Source organism: Aquabacterium sp. NJ1, from assembly GCF_000768065.1.
Taxonomy (GTDB): Bacteria; Pseudomonadota; Gammaproteobacteria; order Burkholderiales; family Burkholderiaceae_C; genus Aquabacterium.
Genome location: NZ_JRKM01000001.1, coordinates 4,313,269 through 4,336,209 on the forward strand (window position 1 = coordinate 4,313,269; position 22,941 = coordinate 4,336,209).

The window sequence follows — 22,941 nt, forward strand, 5'->3', positions numbered from 1 at the left end:
TTGAAGGCGTCAGTCGGATCAGGAAATGGTGTCCAGCACACGCCCCGTGAGCGCCTTGCGGATGCTGGCGTCCATGCGGCGTGCGGCGAAGCTCGACGTGATCACGTTCAAGGTCTGGCAAACCGCCTTGACTGTGTCGGTGTCGGCCTCGGTCTCCAGCGCGTCGGCCACCAGGTTCATCGCATCCTGGATGTGCGCCCGCTCGGCGGGTGACAGCAGCGCCTGCCCGTCTTCCGCCAGCGCCGATTCGGTGGCGTCCAGCAGGCGGCGGGCATCCACTTGCGCCTCGCGCAGCATGCGCAGCTGCATGTCGGCCTGGGCGCGGCCCACGCTGTCGGTCAGCATCTGCGCGATCTGATCGTCGCTCAGGCCATAGGACGGTTTGACCTCGATGTGTGCCTGCACGCCCGTGCTTTGTTCCATCGCGGAGACGGACAGGAGCCCGTCGGCATCGATCTGGAAGGTCACGCGGATGCGCGCGCCACCGGCCACCATGGGCGGGATGCCACGCAGATCAAAGCGTGCCAGCGATCGGCAATCGTTGACCGCCTCGCGCTCGCCCTGCACCACATGGAAGGACATCGCGGTCTGGCCATCCTTGAAGGTGGTGAAGTCCTGTGCGCGTGAGGTGGGCAATGTCGAGTTGCGCGGGATGATCTTCTCGACCAGGCCACCCATGGTCTCGATGCCCAGGGACAGGGGCGACACGTCCAGCAGCAGCCACTGGCCGTCCGCACCCGCATTGCCGGCCAGCACATCTGCCTGCATGGCGGCTCCCAGCGCGACCACCTCGTCGGGATTGATGTCGGTCAGGGGCGGCTTGCCAAAGAACTGGGCCACGGACTCACGGGCCACGGGCATGCGGGTCGAACCACCCACGAGGACCACACCGTCCACCTCGTCGGTGCTCAACCCGGCATCCTTCAAGGCGCGACGTGTGGCTGACAGCGTGCGCTGGATCAGGCCCTGTGTGCACTGCGCAAAGACCTCACGGGTGACCGTCACGCCCGCCACGTCCACGGCATCGAAGCTGGACAGCGCCTCTTTGCCCGCGCGGGCCGAGGTCAACAGGTGCTGCTGCTCCTGGGGGCTCAGCTCGGACCAGGTCAGCTGGTTTTGCTCGGCTAGCCACAAGGCCAGGGCGCGGTCGAAGTCATCACCGCCCAGAGCGGAGTCCCCGCCGGTGGACAGCACTTCGAACACCCCGCGCGACAGGCGCAGGATGGAGATGTCGAAGGTGCCGCCGCCCAGGTCATACACCGCGAACACGCCTTCGGCCGCCTTGTCCAGACCATAGGCGATGGCTGCTGCGGTGGGCTCATTGAGCAGACGCAGGACATGCAGCCCCGCCAGGCGCGCGGCGTCCTTGGTGGCCTGGCGCTGGGCATCGTCGAAATAGGCCGGCACGGTGATGACCACGCCGGTCAGTTCGCCACCCAGCGAGGCCTCGGCCCGGGCCTTCAGCGCGCGCAGGATGTCGGCGGAGATCTCGACGGGGCTCTTGGCGCCTGCTGCTGTTTCAACCGCCACCATGCCGGGGCCGTCGAGCAGCTTGTAGGGCGGCGCGCCTGCCTTGATGGCGTCGGCCATGGCCCGCCCCATCAGGCGCTTGACCGAGGCAATCGTGTTGAGCGGGTCCTGCGCTTGCAAGGCCAGCGCCGGGTAGCCCACCAGTGGCGGCTCGCCGCAGTCGGCGCTGTAGTGCACGACAGAGGGCAGCAGGACCTGATCGGCCATGTCTGCCAAGGCACGTGGCACCGCGCTTTGCACGCTGGCGACCAGCGAGTTGGTGGTGCCCAGGTCGATGCCGGCCGCCAGTCTGTGCTGGTGAGGGGCCGCGCTTTGCCCGGGTTCAGCGATCTGCAGCAGTGCCATGGTGGGCCTCTTTCAGACAGCGAAGCTCTCGCCGCAGCCGCACTCGGCCTTGGAGTTCGGGTTGTTGAACTTGAAGCCTTCGTTGAGGCCCTCGCGCACGAAGTCGAGTTGCGTGCCATCCAGGAAGGGCAGGCTCTTCTGGTCGACCAGCAACTGCAGGCCGTGGCTTTCAAAGCTGACGTCCTCTGGTGAGGTCTCGTCGGCGAACTCGATCGCATACGACAAGCCCGAGCAACCGCTGGTCTTCACGGCCAGGCGCAGGCCCAGGCCCTTGCCGCGCTTGTCGATGGATTTCTGAACATGGCGGGCAGCCGCCTCGGTCATCGTGATCGCCATGGCGGGCCTCACATCGAGAACGAACTGCCGCAACCGCAGGTGGTCTGCGCGTTGGGGTTGTGGATCACGAAGCGCGAGCCTTCGAGCCCGTCTTCGTAGTCGATGTCGGCACCCATCAGGTATTGCAGGCTCATGGCATCCACGACCATGGTCACGCCATCTTTGTCGATGCGGGTGTCGTCTTCATTGAGCTGGTCGTCGAAGGCAAAGCCATACGAGAAACCCGAGCAGCCACCGCCTGTCACGTACAGGCGCAGCTTGAGCTGGGGGTTGCCTTCGTCGGCAATCAGTTCGCTGACCTTGGCGGCTGCGGCGGCGCTGAAGCTCAGGGGGGCGGGCGGGGGCATGTCGCTGCCCACAGAGGCGGTCATGGTCGATTCCATTTGCGTGGCTCCTTGGTCGGTTGGCGGGTGAGGCTGATAGGTCAGGGGATCAGTTCGGGGCACAGATGGGCTGGTCGGCCAGCGTGGTGCTGCCGGTGCTGCCCGTGTTGCCTTGGGCGTGCTTGTTCTGGTAGTCCGCTACGGCTGCCTTGATGGCGTCTTCGGCCAGGATGGAGCAGTGGATCTTCACGGGCGGCAGGGCCAGCTCTTCAGCGATCTGCGTGTTCTTGATCGACAGGGCTTCGTCCAGCGTCTTGCCGCGTACCCACTCGGTCACCAGCGAGCTCGATGCAATCGCAGAGCCACAGCCATAGGTCTTGAAGCGGGCGTCTTCGATCACGCCGGTGGCAGGGTTGACCTTGATCTGCAACTTCATGACATCACCACAGGCCGGGGCGCCCACCATGCCAGTGGCCACGCCGTCTTCGTCGGCAGCAAAGGAGCCGACGTTGCGCGGGTTTTCGTAGTGGTCAATCACCTTGTCGCTGTATGCCATTTGCTTCTCCAATTTCAGTTAGCGAGGCGGGGCCGCGGTACGCCGCAGCCAGGGGCTTGTTCAATGCGCAGCCCATTGAATGCTGTCGAGGTCGATGCCGGCCTGGACCATGTCCCACAAGGGGCTGAGTTCACGCAGGCGGTTGACGACCTCGGTGACGCGGGCGATCGCGAAGTCGATTTCCTCCAGCGTGGTGAAGCGGCCGATGGTGAAGCGCACCGAGCTGTGGGCCAGCTCATCACTGCGGCCCATGGCGCGCAACACATAGCTGGGCTCCAGGCTGGCCGAGGTGCAGGCCGAGCCGGACGACACGGCGATGTCTTTCATGCCCATCAAGAGCGATTCACCCTCGACGTAGTTGAAGCTCACGTTGAGGTGGTTGGGCGTGCGCCGGTCAAAGTCGCCGTTGAGGTGGACCTGATCGATGCGCGACAGGCCGGCCCACAGGTGGTCTCGCAAGCTGCGGATGCGCTCCAGCTCGGGGCCCATCTCCTTGGCAGCGAGGTGATAGGCCTCGCCCATGCCGACGATCTGGTGGGTGGGCAGGGTGCCCGAGCGCATGCCGCGTTCGTGCCCACCGCCGTGCGTCATGGCTTCGATGCGCACACGCGGCTTGCGGCGCACATACAGGGCGCCCACGCCCTTGGGGCCATAGCTCTTGTGGGCCGACATGGACATCAGGTCAATGGGCATGACGCTCAGGTCGATGTGGACCTTGCCCGTGGCTTGCGCGGCATCCACATGGAAGATCACGCCTTTGCTGCGGCAGATGGCACCCAGCGCTTCGATATCCTGGATCACACCGGTTTCGTTGTTGACGAACATGACCGAGGCCAGCACGGTGTCCGGGCGGATGGCCGACTTGAACAGCTCGATGTCGACCAGGCCGTTGTCCATGACGGGCAGCACTGTGACGTCCCAGCCTTCACGTTCCATCTCTCGCATGGTGTCGAGCACAGCCTTGTGTTCGGTGGCAAGGGTGATGAGGTGGCGGCCCTTGGTCTTGTAGAAGGTCGCGGCGCCCTTGATGGCGAGGTTGTTGCTCTCGGTGGCACCGGACGTCCACACGATTTCGCGTGGGTCGGCACCAATCAGCAAGGCGACTTGTTCACGCGCCAGTTCAACGGCTTCTTCGGCGGCCCAACCGTAGGCATGCGAGCGGCTGGCCGGGTTGCCAAAGCGTTCGCTGAGGTAGGGAATCATCTTGGCCGCCACGCGCTGGTCCACGGGCGTGGTGGCTGCGTAGTCCAGATAGACGGGCCGGTTGGGCTGCACGATCAACGTCGTCATGAGGGCTCCTTGTTCTGCGCGGTCGGTATCGACTCAGGCGTCGCTTGCAAGGGCTCATTGCAACTTGGGTGCCAACACAGTGGGTTTGCTTAAGTGCTTGATTTCATTTGACAAAGGTCAAAGTGACCATGGCCGCAGTAGTGAAATCGTCGCGACAAGCGCATGTGGCTTTTGTCGGGTTTGTTGTGCGCATGCGAGGTCCTGCGCACGGGGCCAGGGCTGCGTGGACAAAGGCATTGATCTTGCAAAGCGCTCGGGTACTGACTGCAACAGGGTCGCCCCGCCGACACCACGCCATGCCCATCTATGAATACCACTGCCCGGCCTGTGACAAGCACTTTGAACTGCTCGTGCGCAGCAGCACCATTCCGGCTTGCCCGCAGTGCGGCTCGACCGTGCTGGACAAATGCGTGAGTGCGCCGCAAGCGCCTGGCAAGAGCGCCGGCATCATCAAGCGCGCCCGCGCTCGAGCGGCGGCTGAGGGGCACATGAGCAACTACAACCAGGCCGAGCGAGGCAAGTTGTTGTCTTGAGGTGGACAGCTTCAATCGCTGGTGGCGTTGTTCCCGGCGCGGGCCCGTTGCAATCGGGTGATGGGGCGCTCGTCCCTGTCGGCCGAGCTTTGGCTCAATCCGCTCAACGCCTTTTGCAGCGCGGCCTTGCTCGGCGTTTCCACAAACGCGCAGCGCTTGCCGGTGCGTTTGCAGTGCTCTTTGACACGCCAGTAGGCGTCGTGGCTGATGCAGCCCGTCTGGCAGATGACGAGGTCCGCCGCGGCCAGGGTGGTATCGAGCTTGCCAATGCAGTGGTGCTCGCCGCCATCATGGTGGAGGAAGCGGCCACCGGTGCGCTCGATGACGTAGCGGTAGAGGGGCACGGCGGCCGTTCTCCCCCCTACGCACAACACGGTCTGGTTTGACAGGGGCTTTGCGTCTGTCGATTTGTCGGTGTCTCGCACGGGCTCCGAGGTGGCCCCCGGCCGGGCCGCTTCAATGCGGGCGAGTTGTTCCTGGAGCCTCGACCGGTCGGTCTCGCTGCGGATCAGGTCACCCCTGAGCCTCACCAGCATGGCTTCCAAGCTTGCAATCCGCTGGGCCTGCTCCTGCGCAATGTGGGTGCTGCGATTCTGGGCGGCTGCCAGCTCGCGAGCCAGCACGGCGTTTTCGCCCATCAGGGCGACAAGATGGGCTTGTTGCTGATCGAGATGGAGGAGCATGGGGCAGTGGGCCGCAGCAGGGCGTTGGACTTGAGATGTTTGCTATCGTAAATAAGAATCATTCGTAAAGACAAGCCGAAAACGACAACAAGCCTGATGCCGGAGGGGTTGATCAGCCTGCCTGGCCGTGCGCGCGGCCGGGATGAGGCCTCACCGCCTGCGCATGAGGGTGATGAGTTGGTCCAGTGCCTTCCCCCAGCCTTCCTGGAAGCCCATGGCCTCATGCTGCTGACGGCTGGCCTCGTCCTTGTGAATGGCCGTGCCACGGTAAAGCGTCCCGCTGCCATGGGGTTCCATGCTGATGATGGCGGTGATCATCAAGGCTTCGGGCGGGTGGTTGGCTGGCCTGAAGTCGGGGCCAAGGCAGCTCGTCCACGTCAGGCGGCGCTCGGGCACCACCTCCAGATAGCAGCCCGTGTTGGCGAAGTGCTGCCCCTCTGGTCCATGCATGATGGTGTGGAAGCGCCCGCCTGGGCGCAGATCGATCTCGCAACCGGACGTGCGCCAGGGTGCCGGTGTGAACCATTGGTTGATCAGCTCGGGCGTGGTCCAGGCGGCCCATACCTGGGCGGGCGAGAGATCGATGGCGCGCTCGAACACCAGATCCAGCTGGGGATCGGGTTGGAATGGCTGGTGCGTGGACATGTTCGAAGGCTCCTGTTTGGTGATGAATGGGGAAAGGCGCATGGGCCGCTTGCGCCGTATCAAAGGCGTGATGCCTCGATGGCCAGATCATGAACACATGAACAAGCGCATTTTGATCATCCAGGGGCACCCCGATGCCCAAGGGGGCAAGCATCTGTGCCATGTGTTGGCCGAGGCCTACACGCAAGGCGGGCAGGCGGGTGGCCACGAAGTGCAGATTGTGGACGTGGCAGCACTGGACTTTCCGCTGTTGCGAAGCCAGAAAGAGTGGGAGCAGGGGTGCTGCCGCCTGGCTTGCTCGCCTCGCAAAAGGCGATTGCCTGGGCCGATCACCTCGTGTTGTTCTTTCCCCTGTGGCTGGGTGACATGCCTGCCGTGCTCAAGGGCTTTCTGGAGCAGGTGGCGCGGCCCGGCTTCGCCTTGAGCAAGGGCGGGGACGGGCGGCTGCCCGCCAAGTTGTTGACGGGGCGCTCCGCCCGCGTGGTGGTCACCATGGGCATGCCTGCCTTGATCTACCGGTGGTACTTCCGCGCCCACAGCGTGAAGGCGCTGGAGCGCAACATCCTGGGTTTCGTCGGCATTGCGCCCGTGCGCGAGACCCTGATCGGTGGCGTCGATGGCTTGGGTGAGGCGGGCGTCCGTACTTGGTGTGGCAAGTTGAACAAGCTGGGGCGGCGGGCGCATTAGCGCCGCAGGCCCGGCGAACAGTCACCCATTCACGGGAGATGCCAGTCCGTGTATTGAAATGAGAATCATTCTCGACTACAATAGGTTAACAATGATTCGCATTCGCAGTAAAGCATGCCTGCCTCGATCGCCATCCACGATGGCCAGCCGTACACCTTCAGGATCTCGCCCCTAGCCTTGGCGATGGTCGTGGCGGCGCATGCGGGCGTGGCGCTGCTGCTGACGATCTCCCGAACCTTGCCCAGCACGCCGCCGCAAGCACCGTTGATGGTGGAGGTGATCACGGCCAAGGCGCCCGTGCCGCCTGCGCCCAAGGCCCCGGACATCACGCCGCCCAAGCCCAAACCGGTGGCCCGCCAGGAGCGCTTCACCCGCGCGCAAGACGTGCCCGTGCTCGCTGCCAAGCCCGTGGCGCAAGAGCCGGTGGCCAACGAAACCAAGGCGGTGCCGCCGGCTCCCTTGCCCCCCATTCAGACGCCGCCTGCGCCTGCACAGGCGGCGCCGAGCTCGCATGCCGTGCCAGCGGCGGCACCCACATCGCCCCAATTCGACGCCGACTACCTGGACAACCCCAAGCCGGTCTACCCACCCATCTCCCGCCGCGAGCGCGAGCAGGGCAAGGTGCTGCTGCGCGTGTATGTCGAGGTCTCGGGTGCCGCGGGCAAGGTCGAGCTGGTTACCAGCTCCGGCTACGACCGGCTGGACAAGGCCGCGCGGGCTGCCGTGGGCCGCTGGCGCTTCGTGCCTGCCCGTCAAGGATCCGAGGCCGTGGCCGCCTGGGTCACCGTCCCCATCATCTTTAGTCTCAAGGATTGAACCGCCATGAACGAATCACTTGACCTGGCCCACTTCTGGGCGCACCTGGATCTGGTTGCCCGCTTCGTGCTGGCGCTCCTGCTCTTGGGCTCCATCACCTGCTGGTACCTGATCGTCACCAAGACGGTTCAGGTCTACCGCACCAGCCAGCGCAGCCGCCGCTTCCTGAAGGCCTTCTGGGATGCGCCCAATCTGGATGCCGTGGCCCGTGACATCAAGGCCCAGGGCTCATCCGATCCGTTCTCGCATCTGCTGCACCATGGCTTCACGGCGCTGGACCACCTCAGCCGCCGCGAAGAAGCGGCCAGCCTGATCGACGCCGGTGCCCCTGATGAAATGCTGACGCGCGCCCTGCGTCGGGCCATTGAAGAAGACAAGGCGCACATGGAGTTTGGCCAGTCCTTCCTGGCCACGGTGGCATCGAGCGCGCCCTTTGTCGGCCTGTTCGGCACCGTCTGGGGCATCTACCACGCACTGGCCGCCATCAGCCTGACAGGGCAGAGCACGCTGGACAAGGTCGCCGGCCCCGTGGGCGAGGCCTTGATCATGACCGGCATCGGCCTGGCTGTGGCCATCCCCGCGGCCATTGCCTACAACTCGTTTGCCCGTGTGAACCGCAATGTGATGTCGCGCCTGAACTCGTTTGCGTACGACGTCTTCAACTTCATGGCCACAGGCATCAAGGCTTCGCCCCGCGGGGCTGATAACGGTGGCAGCGGCAGTGGCGACAAGGTGATCGGCCTGCCACGCGCTCAAGCGCATGCCGCACGCTGATCGGGGAGCGAGAACATGGCATTTGGAAGCCTCGAAGGCGAAGAGGACAACGCCCCTCTGGCCGAGATCAACATGGTGCCGCTCATCGACGTGATGCTGGTGCTGCTGGTGATCTTCATCGTCACGGCGCCCATGCTCACGCATGCGGTCAAGGTGGACCTGCCCAAGGCGAGTTCATCGCTCAATGTGAGCAAGCCTGACAGCGTGCAACTGGCCATTGATGGCGAAAGCCGGCTGTACTGGAATGGCGCTGCCATCGAAGCCGATGCGCTCAAGCTGCGCCTGCATGATGCGGCCGCCTTGCAGCCTCAACCCGAACTGCACATCCGTGCCGACCGCAGCACGCCTTACGAGAAGGTGGCCCAGGTGATGTCCCTGGCCGCCAGCGAAGGCCTGGGCAAGATCGGCTTCATCACCGACCCGAGCACGCCTGCGCCATGAACCCAGCGAGCCCCCAGCGCCTCCACGCCGGCGCCTCTGCGGACAGCAGCACGCCGGCATCACCCGCGCGCCAGCCCGCGTCGCCACCGGCCAAGGTGGACAGCGCGCAGCTGTTCGAAGGCCAGCGCGAGCTGATCATCCAGCACCAAGGCGAGACATACCGCCTGAGGATCACGCGTCACGACAAGCTGATCCTCACCAAGTAGCTCGCCTCCGAGCTTCATCACTGTTTCACCGCAGCCAGCCAGTTGCAATGCCTTGCACAAGCCAGCCAGCCTCCATGACTTCACCATTCAGGATTGACTGACTCATGTCTCATTGCAAACCAAAACGCACCAGCCACCAGACCTTGCTGCCACTGGGCGCGCTCATGATGGCGGGCCTGGCCCCCTTGTCCCAACAGGCGCTGGCCGACGAGGCCACGCCCGCCAAGGCCAAGGAACTGGCACCCATCAAGGTGCAGGCCGACGCCGACAAACCCGATGGCGCCCGCGCCACCACCACCCGCGTGGGCAAGGTGCTGCAAGACCCGCATGACGTGCCACAGGCTGTCACCACGGTGACCAGGAGCATCATGGAACAGCAGCAGGTTGGCTCTTTGAAAGAAGCGCTGCGCAATGTGTCGGGCCTATCGTTCAATGCGGCTGAAGGCGGCCGTTCGGGCGACAACATGAACCTGCGCGGCTTCTACACCTTCGGGGACATGTACCTTGATGGCATCCGCGACACGGCGCAATACAACCGCGAGACCTTCAACCTCGAACAGGTGGATGTGTTGCGCGGCGCCGGCGCCATGCTGTTTGGCCGCGGCCAGGCCGGCGGCGTGATCAACCAGGTCAGCAAGACACCCTTGAGCCGGGATCAGTACAAGCTCACCGGCAGCGTGGGCACCCATGGCTACCAGGAGGCCACGGCCGACCTCAACAAGGTCATCAACGAACAGACGGCCATTCGTGTCAACGCCATGCAGCGCGATGAAGGCAACTGGCGGCGCAACCCCACCACGGGCAGCGAACCGGAGATCCACCGCACCGGCCTGGCTGTGAGCCTGGGTTTGAACCTCAACACGGACAACCAGTTCTGGCTGAATCACTACACAGCCTATGGGCGAGACAACCCGGACTACGGCAACTCTTTTGATGCGGCCACGCGCAAGCCAGGCGAGCGCCTGCCGGCCAGCACCTACTTTGGCAACGACAAGACCTTCGACGACAGCGACACCAGCATCACCACGCTGGTCAACGAATACCGCATCACGCCCAGCACCCAATTGCGCACCCAGCTGCGCAGCGCCGACTACAAGCGCAGCTATTGGGCCAAGACGCCCAACCTGAGCACGCTGCCTGATGCCGTGGGGGGCGTCGGGGGCAACGTGGCGCGGTTGCTGGACTACCGCACCATCACGCTGCAATCAGACTTGTCGACCAAGTTCGAGCTGGCCGGCATGAAGCACGAGGTGATCACGGGCCTGGAGTGGCTGCGTGAAGACAGCTACCGCAAGGCCTTGCAGAACTACGGCACGAACACCGCGCCGGACTACCGCCCCTACCAGGAGGCGGCCACCGGCACAGCCTCTGCCTTCACCAGTGACTCGTATGCCTACTACGTGCAGGACACGGTCGAGTTCATCCCGAAGTGGAAGGCCACGCTGGGCGTGCGTCGCGACCAGATGGATGCCGAGTACAGCAGCACCACCTCGCCCAAGTTGAAGTATGGCGAGAACAGCTACCGCAGCGCCTTGTCCTACCACCCCACGGATGACACGCACTACTACGTGGGCTGGAGCGATTCCTTCAGTCCCACGGCCGACCTGTATCAGCTGACGGTCACGCCCCAACCGCCGGAGCGCAGTGCCGTGCTGGAGCTCGGCGCCAAGTGGCTGGTGATGGACGGCGACCTGGCCTTGCGTGCTGCCGTTTACCAGGCCACCAAGAACTGGGAGCGCAACACCGATCTGGAGTCCACCTCCAGCATCCTGACCAAGAAGCGCCGCACGCGCGGCATCGAGCTGGAAGCTGCTGGCCGGGTCAACGAGGACTGGGAAGTGTTTGCCGGCCTGGCCTTGATGAACGCCAAGATCCTGGAAGTGGCCGAGAACGTGAACAGCACGACGGGCGCCATCACCTCGGCCAATCCAGCGTACGCCGGCAAGCGCGCGCGCAACACGCCGGAGTACACGTTCAACCTCTGGTCCACCTACCAGCTGAACTACCAGTGGAAGCTGGGCGGTGGTGTGGAAACCAAGGGTGACCGCCAGGCCGTGAACCCGAGCGGGACGGGCGCCGTGCCCACGCTCAATGGCGTGTACTACCCCAACACCGCACCGTCTTATGTGCGCTGGGATGCCATGGTCGAGTTCGAGCCGAACAACAAGTGGCTGTACCGCCTCAACGTGAAAAACCTGTTCGACAAGCTGTACTACGACGCGGTGTACGACAACGGCGGCTTTGCCGTGCCGGGGCCGCGCCGCACCGTCACCCTGACGGCCGAGTACAAGTTCTGATGTAAACCGATGGAGGGGCCATGCTCATCACGATCGACCACGTTCTGACGCCGGATGAGCTGGCCCGGGCCCGCGAACTGTTGAACCAGTCCACCTGGCACAGTGGTGCCATCACGGCGGGCGCACAGGCCGCGCAGGCCAAGAACAACCAGCAACTGGCCGAAGAGGCACCCCACCTGCCGGCGCTGCGCCAGCTGGTGCTGGGCGCCTTGAACCGCTCGCCCTTGTTCTTCACGGCGGCCTTGCCGCTCAAGGTGTTGCCGCCGTTTTTCAACCGCTATGGCGGTGAGGCCAATACCTACGGCTTCCACACCGACTGCGCCATGCGCCTGTCGCCGCAGCGTGGCGAGGGCTATGTGCGCGCCGATGTGTCGGCCACGCTGTTCTTGTCAGACCCTGATGAGTACGACGGCGGCGAGCTGACCATCGAGGACACCTTTGGCACGCATGGTGTCAAGCGCAAAGCAGGCAGCCTGGTGCTGTATCCCTCATCGTCGATCCATGCGGTGACACCCGTGACGCGAGGCCAGCGCCAGGCCTGCTTCATGTTCATCCAGAGCATGGTGCGTGATGCGGGCCAGCGGCGCCTGCTGTATGACATGGACATGGCCTTGCTGCAGCTGCGCCAGCAGGTGGGTGAGTCCGACCCCGTCGTGCGACTGACGGGCACGTATCACAACCTCTTGCGCCAATGGGCGGACAGCTGATGAGCCTGCCACCCGTCGAGCGCGCGAGCGACTACATGAGCCTGGCCCGCGCGTGCCTGGACGAAGCCACGTGGCGCTATCTGCAAGATGGCGATGGCACTGGCAACGAGCGCGCGCTGTCCGAGGTGCGCCTCATGCCCAGGCCCTTGAGCGCCGTGGCCGGTGGGCACACGCGCTTGCACCTGTTCGGGCAGGCGCTGGCGCACCCCTTCGTGCTGGCGCCGGTGGCCTACCAGCGCTTGTTCCATGCCGACGGTGAAGTGGCCACGGCGATGGCTGCCGCGGCACAAGGCGGCCAACAGGTGATCAGCAGCCTGGCCAGTACACCCGTCGAGACCATCGTGCAGGCGGCGGTGGAGGGCGGAGGGCCTGCGCCCTGGTTTCAGCTCTACTGGCAGCGTGACCGCGCGCGTACCTTGCGTCTCTTGCGCAAGGCCGTGGACGCCGGTTGTTCGGCCATCGTGTTCACGGTGGATGCACCCGTGAAGCTGGCCACCATGCGCCTGCCTGCTGACATTCACGCGGTCAATCTGGAGGCGTCAGCCCATGCCGACAAACCCGCCGAGGGCGGCAGTCTGGTGTTCGATGGCTGGATGGCGCAGGCCCCGACCTGGGATGACGTGGCCTGGTTGCGCACGCAGACCACCTTGCCACTGTTGATCAAGGGCGTGCTGCACCCGGATGACGCGGCGCGGGCCCTGGACCTGGGCTGCGATGGGCTGATCGTCTCCAACCACGGAGGCCGCGTGCTGGAGGGCGCCGCCTTGAGCCTGGCCGCCTTGCCACGCGTGGTGGCGAGGGTGGCAGGCCGCGCGCCGGTGCTGTTCGACAGCGGTGTGCGTGGTGGCCGGGACGCCCTGGTTGCCATGGCCCATGGCGCCACGGCCGTGTTGCTGGGGCGACCTTATGTCTGGGGCCTGGCCAGCCATGGCGCGCTGGGCGTGGCCCATGTGATCCGCCTGATGCGCGATGAGCTGGAAATGACGATGGCGCTCACGGGTTGCGCCACGCTGGCGGACATCGACCTCAGCCGGCTGGTTTGATGTCGCTGGCCAGCTTGCCAGCGAGCAGCAGGGCCATCAGCGGGATGAACTCCGCGAAGATGCGGATCTCTGACAGGTTGCCCACCACCATCATCCCCAGGAAAAAGGGGATGAAGCACAACATCATGTTGCGCAGGCGTGTGTCGGCTTGGCCGCGCATGAACAACAGCACCCAGGCGAAACCGAAGGCGAAGAACACATTGGCCGTGCCGCGGTACTCGGGCCCCAGCCAGATGAAGGCGAAGTTGTAGTACAGGCGCAGGAAACCGGGCACGTGGTAGAGCGAGACCATGTCATCGCTGGATGCGCCCAGCACCGCCGAGATGATGAGCTTGACGGCCACGCTCACGGCCAGCAATGCCAGAAACTGGCGCCAGACCGTGCGCCAGGCCGGCCAATGGAAGGCCAGGTAGAAGAAGGGCAGGAGGATGGCGGTTTCCCGGTTCATCATCGCCGGCACACAAAAGGCCAGCAGCATGAGCCAGGGTTGCTTTGACACGATCATCCATACGCCGACGGCCATGAAGGCCAGCGAGGTCATGTCGTACGGATAGTAGTAATTGTTGTAGCTGGACGCGACGAAGGTGGCGAACAGTTGCCACCAGAACAGGAAGAACATGGTCAGCAGGCTGCCTCTGTGTTTGCCCATCGCAGACCAGGCCTTCCAGACGAAGATGAAGGCGATGACGGTTGCGGTGAAGTCCATGGTCATGAACAGGAAGGCCAGGCCGCGGTCACCCAGGGGGTGCAGCCTGTCGACACCGTTGGCGATCATGAAGGTCAGCACGCGGGACTGAAAGGGCTGCTCGCCGTCGAAGTCCACCAGGAAGCGCCACTTGAACAGCACGCGGCTTTTCGCTGCGTGACCAAGGGTCAGCGCGGCGGCGAGCAAGAGGTTGACCAAGGCGATCAGCCAGAGGTGGGTCTTCTTGAGCGGGCTTGTCGTGCCGCTGGCTTCTGTTTGCATGACTGGGTTGGAGGGTACCGGACCCGGCCGAATGTAGCACCCGGTTCCAGCAGGCGCGGGCTGGGGTAAATGCCGGGGGGCGCCCGAACACCCTCAAGTCGGGGTCATCCGAAACCACTGCGGGTGCTGCTGCCGGTAGACGCGCAGCCACATCATCAAGGCGGGCGTCAGCGCGCGTGCGCCAAACACCAGGGCATCGTCGAGCGCTCGGCCGCTGGGGCCTGCCAGGGCTTGCCCGGCCGCAGCCAGACCTGCCCAGTCCACCTCGGGCATGCCCTCGCGCAGCTCAGCCGGGAGCGCGGCGGCGGCTTCCGTGAGCAGGCGCAATTGCCGAGCCACCTCCTGACGGGTCAGGCGCGAGGCCAGCAGCTCGCCGTCTTGCAGGCCTTCGGTGAGGGTCAGCACGCCGATGCCGGCCTCTTCCATGGTCTTGAGCAGGGCGGCGCCAAACATGGTTGGTGTGTCAGTGGGGTTGAAGGGCGCGGCTGCACAACAGGTCGTTGGTGGCCCAGGCAAACTCGACCCAGGCAGCCGCCAGGTCGGCGGTGATGGTGCGCAGGTAGTCGGGGTCGGGCTGGTGCTCATCGGGAAAGTTGGACAGCGCGCAGGACTGGGCGTTGAAGACCAGGGCATCGGCCACCAGCGTTTTGCTGAAGCCGGCGAACGTGGTCAGGACAGCTGGTGTCAAGGCGTGGCGACCCGATTCCCCGGTGGATGTGCTTCCAGAGGGTGCCGGATCGCTGGTGCCAAGGGCGAGGCGGGCCAGCTGTTCCAGCGCGTGGCTGTAGGTCTGCTCGACCGTGGCCAGCACGGCTCTCTGGGTGACGCGGTCACGGTCCTGCCGCGACAACATCTGTTTGACATGCTGCTGGTAGCGGGGCAGGGCATGTTGCCGCTCGGTGGCAACCCATTGCTGAAACTGCGCCAGGGCCGTGTCAGCGTGTGAGGGGATGCCTGGCTGGCTTGAAGAGGCCGGCCGCAGGAAGTCCACCAGCCGTGCCGCGGACTCGAGCGCGCCCTCCATGTGACCTGCGGCTTGCCGGGCCGTTTCCGTGCCGCCGAAGAACAGCCGGCCGGACCAGTGGGGGCGGCGCAAGACGGGGTCTGCCTGAGGTGGGCCGCCGAGCGGGTCGGTGAGGTCCAGTTCGCTGCAGGTCAGCGGGTCGGTGGCCCAGTCCTGGGTGGTGATGGTGTCGGCCTGTGCGTCAAGGCCGAACAGCTGGGCAAACTGGCTGGACACCAGCAGGGCCATGCTGCGGGCGAAGCTGGGGCGCGCATCGGGCGGGATGGCGTGGAAGCCGGCCAGTGCGGCCCCTTGCTCGTCACTGGCATCCCACACCTCGCGCAACACGGCCTGCGAATGGCTCACGAAGGCACTGCCAGACCAGCCTTGCTGGAGCCAGAAAGGCTGGGCGTAGCGGGCAAAGGACTTGGCTTCGCGGGCCATCCAGGTCGACACGGCGTTCATCGCGTCGACAGTGAAGGTAGGCAGGCTCGGCTCGAACTGGACATGCTGGGCCACCAGCCTGGGCGGCATGGCCAGCACCACGCGTCGGGCCATGACCCGCCGCTCCACCAGCATGCTGCCCGATGTGTCTGGCGTGATGCGGTTGAAGCGCAGTTCGATTTGCTCGCCCCGGTCATGCACGGACATCAGCCGCAGCCCCAGCTGGACCGTACCCTCCGGCAGGTGATGCGTGAGGGCCTTGACCAACTGGCTCATGCCGCCCGAGAGCCTGCGTGCGCCGCCATGGATGCCATCGGTGTCCAGCGGCTCGGGGGCGCGGCTGGCATCAGCCAGGTTCAGCACCGTGCCGCTGTCCGGCTGGGCCAGGGAGCGCAGCCCCAGTGACTCGATGAGCGCCGTGATGCGGGGCTCGGTGTCCGGCCAGTACCAGCTTGCACCCAGGTCGACCGCCGCGCCGCCTTGGGCCGGCACATCGGTGAGGATGCGCCCACCCGTTCGCATGCGGGCATCGAACAGGGCCACACGCAGGCCTTGCAGATGCAACTGCCGGGCCAGCGCCAGGCCGGTGAGGCCGGCACCCACAATGGCGACATCGATCATGGTGGACCTCCTGTGTGCAGGCTGCTTGGCCCCTGGGCTCAGACGAAGCTCAGCAGCTCGACGGTGACGGGCTCTTCACCCAGCGTGGCCTGGCAGGCCAGCCGGGATTTGGAGCTCACGCCCACCAGGGCGTCGAGCTTTTCGTTTTCGGTGCGCTGGATCTTGGACAGACTCTTGCGGCCTTCCTGGATGAAGACGTGGCAGGCACCGCATTGGGCCTTGCCCTCGCACTTGCTCATGATGGCGGCGCCGGCGGCCTTGATGGCGGCCATGAGGGTGGTACCGGGTGCGGCTTCAAAGGTGATGCCGGCGGGCAGGATGGTCAGGGTGGTCATGGTGCGACTCCTAGTTGTGGTCAGCGGTTGGCGGGAAAAATGTGGAGCCGTGCGGATCAGGACGCGCACAAGAGCGTGGCCATCTCGGCCAGGCTCAGTTCGATGCGGGTCACGTTGTTTTCTTCCAGGAAGCGGGCTTCCATGCGCGTGGGCTCGCTGGGCAGCACGGCCCAGTGGCGCTCGCCCGATCGCTTCATGATCTGGCGGGCAAAGCTGCGTGTGAGCTGGTCGTTGAAGCGGCAGCCCATGAACAGGAAGCCTTTGCCTTTGCGCAGCGCCTGCACTTCGGCGGGGATGGGCGTCTGGATGTCGATCTCGGTCAGCACCTCGACGTAGTCCGAATCCGACACCAGGTAGTTGCTCGCCGGTGAGTGGCCACCAATGGGCCGGTACACCAGCGACTTCCAGCCGGGCGGGCAGCTCTCGGCCAGCTGGCCATCGGCATCGTAGAAGGCCGTCCAGGTGCCGAAGTGTTCGGATTGGGACAGGCCTTGCACCTGGCCCCAGTCCTTGGCCGGGCGTTGGGCCGCATAGGCCTTGACCAGGGTGTCGTCGTACCAGCTCTCGACCACCAGTGGCGGGGCGAGCCGGGCGATCCAGTCATGCAGGGGGCTGGCGCTCGGGACCTTGGCGAAGACCTCGTCCATCTGGTTCACCACGCTCTTGCGGTGCTTGAAGTTCTCGATGTACTGGGCTGCCTGCGTGAGCCGATTGCGGATCTTGTGCGGCACGGTGACCTTGGCGGTCAGCAGGGCCACCAGCGCTTCCGGCGTGGAGGGCACGGGGCAGTCGGGTATCAGGTCCAGCAGGCCGGGGCCGAGGTAGGGGACGACGCGGCCTTCCTTGAGGCCGCTGGCCAGCTCGGGCAGCCATTCGTTCGTGTTGGCTGCAGCAAGAGGCTGCAGCCGGGCTTCGATGACGGGCATGTTCAACTCCGTGTTCGTGTCAGTAGATGGCCGCACCCGCGCCCACATTGACGGACGCGTCCTTGAGCGTCTTGACGATGTACTTGACCTCGTCTTCGTCCAGGTGGGTGTGGAAGGGCAGGGTGAGCGAGCGGTCTGCGATGCGCTCTGTGTTGGGCAGCAGGCCCCGATGCCAGCCGCTTTGCTGGTAGTGGAACTGCTGGTGCAGCGGCACGCAGTAGATGGCGGACTCCACCGAGTTCGAGTCCATGTCCTCGATGATCTGGTTGCGTGCGCTGCCGGTGAAGCGTTTGCCCAGGTGGATCTTGTAGAGCATCCAGTGGACCTCGTCGATGTGCTCGGCCAGGTAGGGCGGCTTGATGCCCTCGAAGCTCTGCATCTGCGTGTGGTACCAGGCTTCCACCTGCTTGCGCTTCATCAGGATCTCGTCGATGCGCTTGAGCTGGGCCAGGCCTACAGCCGCATCCAGATCGCTCATGCTGGCCTGCCAGGGCACGCGGCTGCCCACGGACACCGAGTTGCGGTCGCTGATGCGGCGCTCGCGCAGGTAGCCCAGCTCGCTGGCGAGCTTGGGGTCATCGGTGAGCACCATGCCGCCCTGGCCGCAGCACAGTGCCGAGGGTTGCGAGAAGTCGAAGATGGCCACATCGCCGAAGCTGCCAGTGAGCCGACCCTGGTAGCGCGAGCCGATGGCCTCGGTGCTGTCTTCGATCAGCTTGAGGCCGTGTGCATGGGCCAGGGCGCGCAAGCCTTGCCAGTCAGCCGGGTGGCCGTTGACGTTGCTGGCCAGGATGGCCTTGGTGCGCAGCGTGATCTTGTCGGCGGCCTTGGCCGGGTCGATGCAGCCCGACCAGTAGTCGATGTCGGCCAGGATGGGCGTGGCGCCCACGATGGTGATGGCGTGGGCAATCTGGTGCCAGGCATACGCCGAGGTGATGACCTCGTCACCCGGGCCGATGCCCATCACCTTCAAGGCCAGGCAAGCGCCCAAGGTGCCACTGGCCACGGCTGCGGCGTGCTGGCGCCCGATGTAGGCGGCCATGGCCTGTTCGAAGTCCGCCACCAGCGGCCCGGCAGACAGCTGGTTGCTGCGCAAGGTCATCACCACGGCCTCCAGTTCGTCGGTGGTGATGTCGGGGTCCGACAGGTAGATCCAGTCGCCCGTTTCTTCTTCGGTGCCGGGGGCAAGTTCTGCTTGGGTGTCCATGGCGCGGGCCTTTCAGATCGGGGCTCAGTTCTGGGTCAGCACGAAGGCCGAGGCCTGTTGTGGCTCGGCGGTGACCGTCCAGCAATGGCCGTCGGTCGACATGAGGTAGATGGCGCGCTCGGGCGTCACCTGCATGGCAGGCTGCTCGCCGCGCATGTCGAAGGCATCGAGCACCAGGGCGCGCAGGGGCGCAAAGCGCTCGCGGATGGTGGATGCCGCTGCACGCACCGTGGCCGACTGGCCCAGGATGGCGGCGGCCTCGCTCAGTTGCTCGGGCGAGATGGCCATGTCAGACCTCCTCGCCGGTCGTGGTGCGCCGGGCTTCGACCGTGATGGGCAGGCGGGTGTCGTCAGGCATCTCGGGCAGGGCGAGTTGCCAGCCATTCGCCATGGTCACCAGGCCGCCCCACATCGTGGGCCGTTCCATCGACACGATGGGCTCCTCCAGGTCCTTCTTGGGGATGTAGACGGACAGGATGCCGTCGGCACCCTTGCGAATCATGACTTTCATGCGAATACTCCGGTTGGAATGGGGGAAGGGCTGGTCGGTGCCGTGTGCGCCGACGCCTGCTCGGCCATGAGGGGTGCCAACTCCAGGGGCAGGCGTTCGATCACGGTCTGGATCTGTTGCGCCGTGGTCTGGCTGGACAGGCTCAGCCGCACGGCACACAAGGCTTCTTCACGCGTGAGGCCCATGGCCAGCAACACGGGCGAGGGCTCGTTGCCGCTGGCCGAGCAGGCAGCGCCCGACGAGGCCATGACACCCATGCGGTCCAGCTTGTTGAGCACCACATCCGCATGCACCAGGCCGAAGCGCAAGTAGCTGGTGTTGGGCAGGCGGGCGGCCTGCGCGCCGAAGATGACGGTGCCGGGCAGGGCAGCCAGCAAGCCTTGCTCGAGCGTCAGTCGCAAGCGGGCCTGGGTGGCCGTGTGGTTCACCCAGGCTTCGGGTGCCAGGGTGAGGCGCTCTGCCGCCGCGCCCAGGCCCAGGATGCCGGGCAGGTTTTCAGTGCCGCCACGCCGCGCGCGTTCTTGCGTGCCCATGAAGAGCGCCGGCCAGTTCAGACCCTGGCGCACCAGCAGGGCACCCACCCCTTTGGGGCCGTGGAACTTGTGCGCCGACAGCGAGACCAGGTCGGCACCTGATCTGGCGAAGTCAAAAGGCAGCTTGCCGATCAGTTGGGTGGCGTCCACGTGCAGCAGGGCGCCTTGCTCGTGCGCGAGCCGAGCCAGTTCACCAATGGGCATCAGCACGCCGGTTTCGTTGTTGGCGGCCATCACGGAGACCAGCGACACCTGTGGCGTGATGAGCTCGCGGGCCTGGGCCAAGTCCAAGGTGCCATCCGGCATGAGCCCGATCCAGTCGACCTCGACCTGCTGGCGCTGTGCCAGATGGCGCGCCAGTTTCTGCACACCGGCATGCTCCCCCGCGCTCAGGACCAGGCGCTGGCGGCCATTGAAGCCCACGGCACCCCGCAGGGCGATGTGATTGGCCTCGGTTGCGCCGCTGGTGAACACCACTTCGGCCGGCTTGCAGTTGAGGAAGCGGGCGACCTGGGCGCGCGCCATGGCCAGGGCCTGCCGGGCCTCCTGCCCCATGGCATGCGAAGACGAGGCATTGCCCCAGGTCTGGCTGAGCGCCAGCGCCATGGCGCCGACCACGCCGGTAGATGGCGCCGTGGTGGCGTTGTTGTCGAGGTAGATCCAGTCTGGGTTCATGATGGACTCGGTGCGGTTCAGGGCCAGAACACCCGCATGGGGTCCACGCAGATTTCGTCGAGCAAAGGCTGCAGATGACGGGATTCGTCGTGCAGCACCCAGCGGTCGTGCACGTGGTCCTTGAAGTACAGGGCCCAGGCGTCTTCGACCGGCTCCACCCAGGCGATGTCGATCACCCCGCCGTTGGGGTCGATATTGCGTGAGCAGCAGGGACTGGTGATGAGCCAGCCGCCGCGCTCCGCGCGCTCGATCTGCGGCTGCACATAGCGGTAACGCACACGGTGGCGCAAGGCCCGCTCGATGCGGACCCGGTCCATGTCGTGGACGCGGGCCGCTTGTCTGGCCTGGGCGATGGGCATGGTGTTCACGGCTGGGCCCTCCGGGTACGCACGCGAATCAGGCGCCCGCCGTGCTCGAGCCGGCATCGTTGAGCAGGCTCATCTGCCCGGCTGATTGCGACCGGGATTCGGCCAGCATCTGGTCCAGCTCCATGCACAGCAGGATCTCTTCTTCCAGGCAGCCAATGACCAGGCCGCCATCGAACTCGACCATGTAGACGGGCTGGTTGAGTTCCTCATGGCGGCCGACCTGCACGATCTCGCCTTCGCTGCCAGTCTCCACCAGCACTTCGCGGTCGGCGCGGTCGGGGTAACTGCCGTCGTTGATCAGGTCGACCAGTGCGACCACTTGCTGGCCCCACTGGTATTGGGGCTCACGGGGTTCGATCATCATGGGTTGGTCCTCATCAAAGTTCTTTGAGCGCGCTGGCGCGGTCGCCCAGTTGGGCCAGGATGTCGTCGGGCAGGTTGTCCAGGGTCATCAGCTCCTTGGCCCGCATGCCGACGCGGTAGCCGTAGTCGGTGAACTCGACCGCGTAGATGTAGAACTGCTGCAGGAAGGTGCCGATGGACACCACGTAGCCGATGTCGCCCTTCTTGACCAGCACATCGCCGATGTCCTTGCCATTGAAGGTGCCGTCGTTGCGGATGGTGGTGCGGCTGACCACGCGCTCACCGAACACGAAGCGCGGCGGGTCGGCGACCTCGATGGTGTCCTCGTCACGATTGATGTCAGCCATGGGAAGCCCCTGTGTCGTTCAGGCGTTGTTGCACGGCGGCGCGTACTTCGCTGTCTTCGTCTTGCTGCATGCGCTGCAGCAGGTCGGGCAAGGCGCGTTGCGCGACTTCCCAACGCACGATGAGGTCCGGGTCAAAGGCGAGGCGCTCCAGCAGGCCGGTTGGCAGGCGTTGGGCCACGATGCGACGCACTTCTGGTGCCGGGTCATCGATCAGGCGCATCAAGGCGGGCATCTCGATGCGTTGCGCCACCTCTTGCCTGACCACGGATTCAGGGTCGCTGACCAGCACGGCCAGCAGCGTGACTGGCAGGCGACGGGCAACCCATTGGCGCACACCGTAGTCCTCGTCGTGGACCATGGCAGGCAGTTGGGCCGTGTCCAGCCTTTGCGCGACACGGATGCGCACTTCCCGGTGCGGGTCCTGGATCAGCCTTTGCAAGGCACGCTGGGGCAGGCGCAAGGCCAGTTGCAGACGCACGGTTTCATCCGGGTCGTCCAGCATGGCGGGCAGGTGGAACACGTCGGCATACCGCGCTGCAATGGCGCGTACCTCAAAGTACGGGTGGTGTAGCTGCTCCTTGGCCAGTTCAGGATGCCAGCGGAAGAAGCGGTCGATGCGTCTCGCATAGCCGTCCTGCATGCAGGCATGGCCGATCTCGCAAGCGCCTGTGGCCTTGAGGGGCTGGTAAGGGCAGGTGGTGCAGTCAATGGGCTGGCCGAGCCAGTTCATGGCGACGATGTCACCGGCTGGGGCGCGTGCGGCGGCCATCATGGGTTCCCCCAGCCGCGATGAGGCAGGCGGCCTTGCGCGCGGGCGCGGCCGTCATAGTCGTCTTCGCTGTCGTTGCCTTCATGTCCGTTGGCGGACTGGGCTTGTTCCGCGCGGGCCAGCACCACCGCCAGCACGGCACCACCGACGCGGTCTTGCGGGTCGAGCCTGCGCAGCTCCTGCAGCGCAGCGCGGCCCACTTCGATGTCGCCCAGGCGCAGGTTCAGGTAGGCGAAGCCCTTGAGCGTGAACAGGTAGAAGCGCACGGCCGCGTCAAAGCGGGCCTGTTCGTCCGAGATGGGCGGCAGGTCGGCGGCGACCGGGTCGGGATGGCCTGCGGGCAGCAAGGCGGCGCGGGCAATGCCCAATGATTCGCGCGCCACCTCGCGGGCCTCGCGCAGGCGGTGCCCATAGAAGTGGAAGCGGTACAGCGCGATCAGCGTGGCCGGGTGCGTGGGCGCCAAGGCCCGGGCCCGAAGCAGCAGGGGTTCAGCCTGGGCCCGGTCCTGCCGGACCAGGCCTGCCGCCGCGATCAGGGCTTCGACTTCGGGTGGCAGGCCTCGGCCCAGCACCGCACTGTCAAAGCCCTGGTCGTCCATGAGCGTGACGCCAGGGCCAGTGTCGGGGGCGGCTGTCGCGTTCATGTGGGCCTGCTTGTGG

30 protein-coding genes are annotated in these 22,941 nt (G+C 65.4%); 9 read left to right on the forward strand and 21 right to left on the reverse strand.

The genetic code is table 11. The annotated features are described in order from the left end of the window. Positions 1 to 18 precede the first annotated feature (18 nt). From hscA to JY96_RS18605, 5 genes are read right to left on the reverse strand one after another with little or no spacing between them, the layout of a single operon-like run. Positions 19 to 1,875 carry a Fe-S protein assembly chaperone HscA gene (gene hscA, locus JY96_RS18585; protein ID WP_035039717.1) on the reverse strand — a complete coding sequence of 619 codons (1,857 nt, stop codon included), beginning with the start codon at positions 1,873 to 1,875 and terminating at the stop codon, positions 19 to 21. A gap of 12 nt (positions 1,876 to 1,887) precedes the next feature. Further along, positions 1,888 to 2,211 carry an iron-sulfur cluster assembly protein IscA gene (iscA, locus tag JY96_RS18590; RefSeq protein WP_035039719.1) on the reverse strand — a complete coding sequence of 108 codons (324 nt, stop codon included), beginning with the start codon at positions 2,209 to 2,211 and terminating at the stop codon, positions 1,888 to 1,890. Between the two features lie 8 nt (positions 2,212 to 2,219). After that, positions 2,220 to 2,594, reverse strand: a complete 375-nt coding sequence (gene erpA / locus JY96_RS18595; RefSeq protein WP_035039721.1) for an iron-sulfur cluster insertion protein ErpA — start codon at positions 2,592 to 2,594, stop codon at positions 2,220 to 2,222. Positions 2,595 to 2,643: 49 nt separating this feature from the next. Then, complete coding sequence (iscU, locus tag JY96_RS18600) at positions 2,644 to 3,090, reverse strand: Fe-S cluster assembly scaffold IscU (protein WP_035039723.1); 447 nt, start codon at positions 3,088 to 3,090, stop codon at positions 2,644 to 2,646. A 60-nt stretch (positions 3,091 to 3,150) separates the two neighbouring features. Continuing rightward, entirely contained in the window at positions 3,151 to 4,380 is a 1,230-nt protein-coding gene (locus tag JY96_RS18605; RefSeq protein WP_035039725.1) for an IscS subfamily cysteine desulfurase, read from the reverse strand. A gap of 296 nt (positions 4,381 to 4,676) precedes the next feature. On the opposite strand from JY96_RS18605, the gene JY96_RS18610 reads away from it, so the two are divergent. Then, on the forward strand, positions 4,677 to 4,913 hold the full coding sequence (locus JY96_RS18610; protein WP_035039727.1) for a zinc ribbon domain-containing protein: 237 nt from the start codon (positions 4,677 to 4,679) through the stop codon (positions 4,911 to 4,913). 11 nt (positions 4,914 to 4,924) lie between these two features. Here JY96_RS18610 and JY96_RS18615 read toward each other — a convergent pair whose 3' ends face one another. Together JY96_RS18615 and JY96_RS18620 are read right to left on the reverse strand one after the other, a co-directional pair. Continuing rightward, positions 4,925 to 5,596, reverse strand: coding sequence for a DUF2325 domain-containing protein (locus tag JY96_RS18615; RefSeq protein WP_052162718.1), 672 nt, complete (start codon positions 5,594 to 5,596; stop codon positions 4,925 to 4,927). A 150-nt stretch (positions 5,597 to 5,746) separates the two neighbouring features. Next, positions 5,747 to 6,241: an SRPBCC family protein gene (locus JY96_RS18620; protein WP_035043617.1), complete on the reverse strand. Its 495-nt coding sequence runs from the start codon at positions 6,239 to 6,241 to the stop codon at positions 5,747 to 5,749. Positions 6,242 to 6,535: 294 nt separating this feature from the next. Here JY96_RS18620 and JY96_RS18625 point away from each other — a divergent pair, with 294 nt between their 5' ends. The 8 genes from JY96_RS18625 (at position 6,536) to JY96_RS18660 (ending at position 13,212) form a co-directional block, all read left to right on the forward strand. Beyond that, positions 6,536 to 6,928 carry an NAD(P)H-dependent oxidoreductase gene (locus JY96_RS18625; RefSeq protein WP_369796171.1) on the forward strand — a complete coding sequence of 131 codons (393 nt, stop codon included), beginning with the start codon at positions 6,536 to 6,538 and terminating at the stop codon, positions 6,926 to 6,928. A 114-nt stretch (positions 6,929 to 7,042) separates the two neighbouring features. Continuing rightward, positions 7,043 to 7,744: an energy transducer TonB gene (locus JY96_RS18630; RefSeq protein WP_035039729.1), complete on the forward strand. Its 702-nt coding sequence runs from the start codon at positions 7,043 to 7,045 to the stop codon at positions 7,742 to 7,744. A 6-nt stretch (positions 7,745 to 7,750) separates the two neighbouring features. Next, positions 7,751 to 8,518, forward strand: a complete 768-nt coding sequence (locus JY96_RS18635; RefSeq protein WP_035039731.1) for a MotA/TolQ/ExbB proton channel family protein — start codon at positions 7,751 to 7,753, stop codon at positions 8,516 to 8,518. A gap of 15 nt (positions 8,519 to 8,533) precedes the next feature. Continuing rightward, positions 8,534 to 8,959, forward strand: coding sequence for a biopolymer transporter ExbD (locus JY96_RS18640; RefSeq protein WP_035039733.1), 426 nt, complete (start codon positions 8,534 to 8,536; stop codon positions 8,957 to 8,959). Continuing rightward, positions 8,956 to 9,165 carry a hemin uptake protein HemP gene (hemP, locus tag JY96_RS18645; protein ID WP_035039735.1) on the forward strand — a complete coding sequence of 70 codons (210 nt, stop codon included), beginning with the start codon at positions 8,956 to 8,958 and terminating at the stop codon, positions 9,163 to 9,165. The genes JY96_RS18640 and hemP overlap by 4 nt, the downstream gene beginning before the upstream one ends. A 104-nt stretch (positions 9,166 to 9,269) precedes the next feature. After that, positions 9,270 to 11,462 (forward strand): TonB-dependent siderophore receptor, encoded by a 2,193-nt coding sequence (locus tag JY96_RS18650; RefSeq protein WP_035039737.1) that lies wholly within the window; start codon positions 9,270 to 9,272, stop codon positions 11,460 to 11,462. 20 nt (positions 11,463 to 11,482) lie between these two features. Then, positions 11,483 to 12,169 carry a Fe2+-dependent dioxygenase gene (locus JY96_RS18655; protein WP_035039739.1) on the forward strand — a complete coding sequence of 229 codons (687 nt, stop codon included), beginning with the start codon at positions 11,483 to 11,485 and terminating at the stop codon, positions 12,167 to 12,169. Further along, positions 12,169 to 13,212, forward strand: a complete 1,044-nt coding sequence (locus JY96_RS18660) for an alpha-hydroxy acid oxidase (RefSeq protein ID WP_200883529.1) — start codon at positions 12,169 to 12,171, stop codon at positions 13,210 to 13,212. Before JY96_RS18655 ends, JY96_RS18660 begins: the two co-directional genes overlap by 1 nt. On the opposite strand, the gene JY96_RS18665 is transcribed toward JY96_RS18660, so the two are convergent. The 14 genes from JY96_RS18665 to JY96_RS18730 all read right to left on the reverse strand — a co-directional run bounded on the left by JY96_RS18665 (position 13,196) and on the right by JY96_RS18730 (position 22,925). Beyond that, complete coding sequence (locus JY96_RS18665) at positions 13,196 to 14,179, reverse strand: hypothetical protein (protein ID WP_035039741.1); 984 nt, start codon at positions 14,177 to 14,179, stop codon at positions 13,196 to 13,198. The genes JY96_RS18660 and JY96_RS18665 overlap by 17 nt on opposite strands. Before the next feature lie 93 nt (positions 14,180 to 14,272). After that, the gene (locus JY96_RS18670) at positions 14,273 to 14,632 is read right to left on the reverse strand and encodes a hypothetical protein (protein WP_035039743.1); all 360 of its coding nucleotides are present in this window, start codon (positions 14,630 to 14,632) and stop codon (positions 14,273 to 14,275) included. 10 nt (positions 14,633 to 14,642) lie between these two features. After that, positions 14,643 to 16,247 (reverse strand): FAD-dependent oxidoreductase, encoded by a 1,605-nt coding sequence (locus JY96_RS18675; protein WP_035039745.1) that lies wholly within the window; start codon positions 16,245 to 16,247, stop codon positions 14,643 to 14,645. Between the two features lie 38 nt (positions 16,248 to 16,285). Next, a complete protein-coding gene (locus JY96_RS18680; RefSeq protein WP_035039748.1) occupies positions 16,286 to 16,582 on the reverse strand; it encodes a 2Fe-2S iron-sulfur cluster-binding protein in 297 nt (98 codons plus the stop codon). Between the two features lie 56 nt (positions 16,583 to 16,638). After that, a complete protein-coding gene (locus tag JY96_RS18685) occupies positions 16,639 to 17,508 on the reverse strand; it encodes an SIR2 family protein (RefSeq protein WP_200883530.1) in 870 nt (289 codons plus the stop codon). A 19-nt stretch (positions 17,509 to 17,527) separates the two neighbouring features. Then, positions 17,528 to 18,715, reverse strand: coding sequence for a DegT/DnrJ/EryC1/StrS aminotransferase family protein (locus JY96_RS18690; RefSeq protein WP_035039750.1), 1,188 nt, complete (start codon positions 18,713 to 18,715; stop codon positions 17,528 to 17,530). 24 nt (positions 18,716 to 18,739) lie between these two features. Beyond that, positions 18,740 to 19,003, reverse strand: coding sequence for a hypothetical protein (locus JY96_RS18695; RefSeq protein WP_035039752.1), 264 nt, complete (start codon positions 19,001 to 19,003; stop codon positions 18,740 to 18,742). A gap of 1 nt (position 19,004) precedes the next feature. Further along, the gene (nifT, locus tag JY96_RS18700) at positions 19,005 to 19,226 is read right to left on the reverse strand and encodes a putative nitrogen fixation protein NifT (protein ID WP_035039754.1); all 222 of its coding nucleotides are present in this window, start codon (positions 19,224 to 19,226) and stop codon (positions 19,005 to 19,007) included. Then, complete coding sequence (locus JY96_RS18705; RefSeq protein WP_052162719.1) at positions 19,223 to 20,434, reverse strand: cysteine desulfurase family protein; 1,212 nt, start codon at positions 20,432 to 20,434, stop codon at positions 19,223 to 19,225. The genes nifT and JY96_RS18705 overlap by 4 nt, the downstream gene beginning before the upstream one ends. A gap of 17 nt (positions 20,435 to 20,451) precedes the next feature. Continuing rightward, positions 20,452 to 20,793, reverse strand: coding sequence for a DUF3024 domain-containing protein (locus tag JY96_RS18710; protein ID WP_035043625.1), 342 nt, complete (start codon positions 20,791 to 20,793; stop codon positions 20,452 to 20,454). Positions 20,794 to 20,830: 37 nt separating this feature from the next. Then, positions 20,831 to 21,166, reverse strand: a complete 336-nt coding sequence (locus tag JY96_RS18715) for a nitrogen fixation protein NifZ (protein ID WP_369796172.1) — start codon at positions 21,164 to 21,166, stop codon at positions 20,831 to 20,833. Between the two features lie 13 nt (positions 21,167 to 21,179). Continuing rightward, the gene (locus JY96_RS18720; RefSeq protein WP_035039757.1) at positions 21,180 to 21,512 is read right to left on the reverse strand and encodes a nitrogen fixation protein NifZ; all 333 of its coding nucleotides are present in this window, start codon (positions 21,510 to 21,512) and stop codon (positions 21,180 to 21,182) included. Then, positions 21,505 to 22,284 carry a 4Fe4S-binding leucine-rich repeat protein gene (locus JY96_RS18725; protein WP_369796173.1) on the reverse strand — a complete coding sequence of 260 codons (780 nt, stop codon included), beginning with the start codon at positions 22,282 to 22,284 and terminating at the stop codon, positions 21,505 to 21,507. The genes JY96_RS18720 and JY96_RS18725 overlap by 8 nt, the downstream gene beginning before the upstream one ends. After that, positions 22,281 to 22,925, reverse strand: coding sequence for a hypothetical protein (locus tag JY96_RS18730; RefSeq protein ID WP_052162720.1), 645 nt, complete (start codon positions 22,923 to 22,925; stop codon positions 22,281 to 22,283). Before JY96_RS18730 ends, JY96_RS18725 begins: the two co-directional genes overlap by 4 nt. Positions 22,926 to 22,941 lie beyond the last annotated feature (16 nt).

Bases quoted from the DNA above. Each gene is read 5' to 3' on its own strand.
- hscA (WP_035039717.1), bottom strand. From the start codon at position 1,875: ATGGCACTGCTGCAGATCGCTGAACCCGGGCAAAGCGCGGCCCCTCAC.
- iscA (WP_035039719.1), bottom strand. From the start codon at position 2,211: ATGGCGATCACGATGACCGAGGCGGCTGCCCGCCATGTTCAGAAATCC.
- erpA (WP_035039721.1), bottom strand. From the start codon at position 2,594: ATGGAATCGACCATGACCGCCTCTGTGGGCAGCGACATGCCCCCGCCC.
- iscU (WP_035039723.1), bottom strand. From the start codon at position 3,090: ATGGCATACAGCGACAAGGTGATTGACCACTACGAAAACCCGCGCAAC.
- JY96_RS18605 (WP_035039725.1), bottom strand. From the start codon at position 4,380: ATGACGACGTTGATCGTGCAGCCCAACCGGCCCGTCTATCTGGACTAC.
- JY96_RS18610 (WP_035039727.1), top strand. From the start codon at position 4,677: ATGCCCATCTATGAATACCACTGCCCGGCCTGTGACAAGCACTTTGAA.
- JY96_RS18615 (WP_052162718.1), bottom strand. From the start codon at position 5,596: ATGCTCCTCCATCTCGATCAGCAACAAGCCCATCTTGTCGCCCTGATG.
- JY96_RS18620 (WP_035043617.1), bottom strand. From the start codon at position 6,241: ATGTCCACGCACCAGCCATTCCAACCCGATCCCCAGCTGGATCTGGTG.
- JY96_RS18630 (WP_035039729.1), top strand. From the start codon at position 7,043: ATGCCTGCCTCGATCGCCATCCACGATGGCCAGCCGTACACCTTCAGG.
- JY96_RS18635 (WP_035039731.1), top strand. From the start codon at position 7,751: ATGAACGAATCACTTGACCTGGCCCACTTCTGGGCGCACCTGGATCTG.
- JY96_RS18640 (WP_035039733.1), top strand. From the start codon at position 8,534: ATGGCATTTGGAAGCCTCGAAGGCGAAGAGGACAACGCCCCTCTGGCC.
- hemP (WP_035039735.1), top strand. From the start codon at position 8,956: ATGAACCCAGCGAGCCCCCAGCGCCTCCACGCCGGCGCCTCTGCGGAC.
- JY96_RS18650 (WP_035039737.1), top strand. From the start codon at position 9,270: ATGTCTCATTGCAAACCAAAACGCACCAGCCACCAGACCTTGCTGCCA.
- JY96_RS18655 (WP_035039739.1), top strand. From the start codon at position 11,483: ATGCTCATCACGATCGACCACGTTCTGACGCCGGATGAGCTGGCCCGG.
- JY96_RS18660 (WP_200883529.1), top strand. From the start codon at position 12,169: ATGAGCCTGCCACCCGTCGAGCGCGCGAGCGACTACATGAGCCTGGCC.
- JY96_RS18665 (WP_035039741.1), bottom strand. From the start codon at position 14,179: ATGCAAACAGAAGCCAGCGGCACGACAAGCCCGCTCAAGAAGACCCAC.
- JY96_RS18670 (WP_035039743.1), bottom strand. From the start codon at position 14,632: ATGTTTGGCGCCGCCCTGCTCAAGACCATGGAAGAGGCCGGCATCGGC.
- JY96_RS18675 (WP_035039745.1), bottom strand. From the start codon at position 16,247: ATGATCGATGTCGCCATTGTGGGTGCCGGCCTCACCGGCCTGGCGCTG.
- JY96_RS18680 (WP_035039748.1), bottom strand. From the start codon at position 16,582: ATGACCACCCTGACCATCCTGCCCGCCGGCATCACCTTTGAAGCCGCA.
- JY96_RS18685 (WP_200883530.1), bottom strand. From the start codon at position 17,508: ATGCCCGTCATCGAAGCCCGGCTGCAGCCTCTTGCTGCAGCCAACACG.
- JY96_RS18690 (WP_035039750.1), bottom strand. From the start codon at position 18,715: ATGGACACCCAAGCAGAACTTGCCCCCGGCACCGAAGAAGAAACGGGC.
- JY96_RS18695 (WP_035039752.1), bottom strand. From the start codon at position 19,003: ATGGCCATCTCGCCCGAGCAACTGAGCGAGGCCGCCGCCATCCTGGGC.
- nifT (WP_035039754.1), bottom strand. From the start codon at position 19,226: ATGAAAGTCATGATTCGCAAGGGTGCCGACGGCATCCTGTCCGTCTAC.
- JY96_RS18705 (WP_052162719.1), bottom strand. From the start codon at position 20,434: ATGAACCCAGACTGGATCTACCTCGACAACAACGCCACCACGGCGCCA.
- JY96_RS18710 (WP_035043625.1), bottom strand. From the start codon at position 20,793: ATGCCCATCGCCCAGGCCAGACAAGCGGCCCGCGTCCACGACATGGAC.
- JY96_RS18715 (WP_369796172.1), bottom strand. From the start codon at position 21,166: ATGATGATCGAACCCCGTGAGCCCCAATACCAGTGGGGCCAGCAAGTG.
- JY96_RS18720 (WP_035039757.1), bottom strand. From the start codon at position 21,512: ATGGCTGACATCAATCGTGACGAGGACACCATCGAGGTCGCCGACCCG.
- JY96_RS18725 (WP_369796173.1), bottom strand. From the start codon at position 22,284: ATGATGGCCGCCGCACGCGCCCCAGCCGGTGACATCGTCGCCATGAAC.
- JY96_RS18730 (WP_052162720.1), bottom strand. From the start codon at position 22,925: ATGAACGCGACAGCCGCCCCCGACACTGGCCCTGGCGTCACGCTCATG.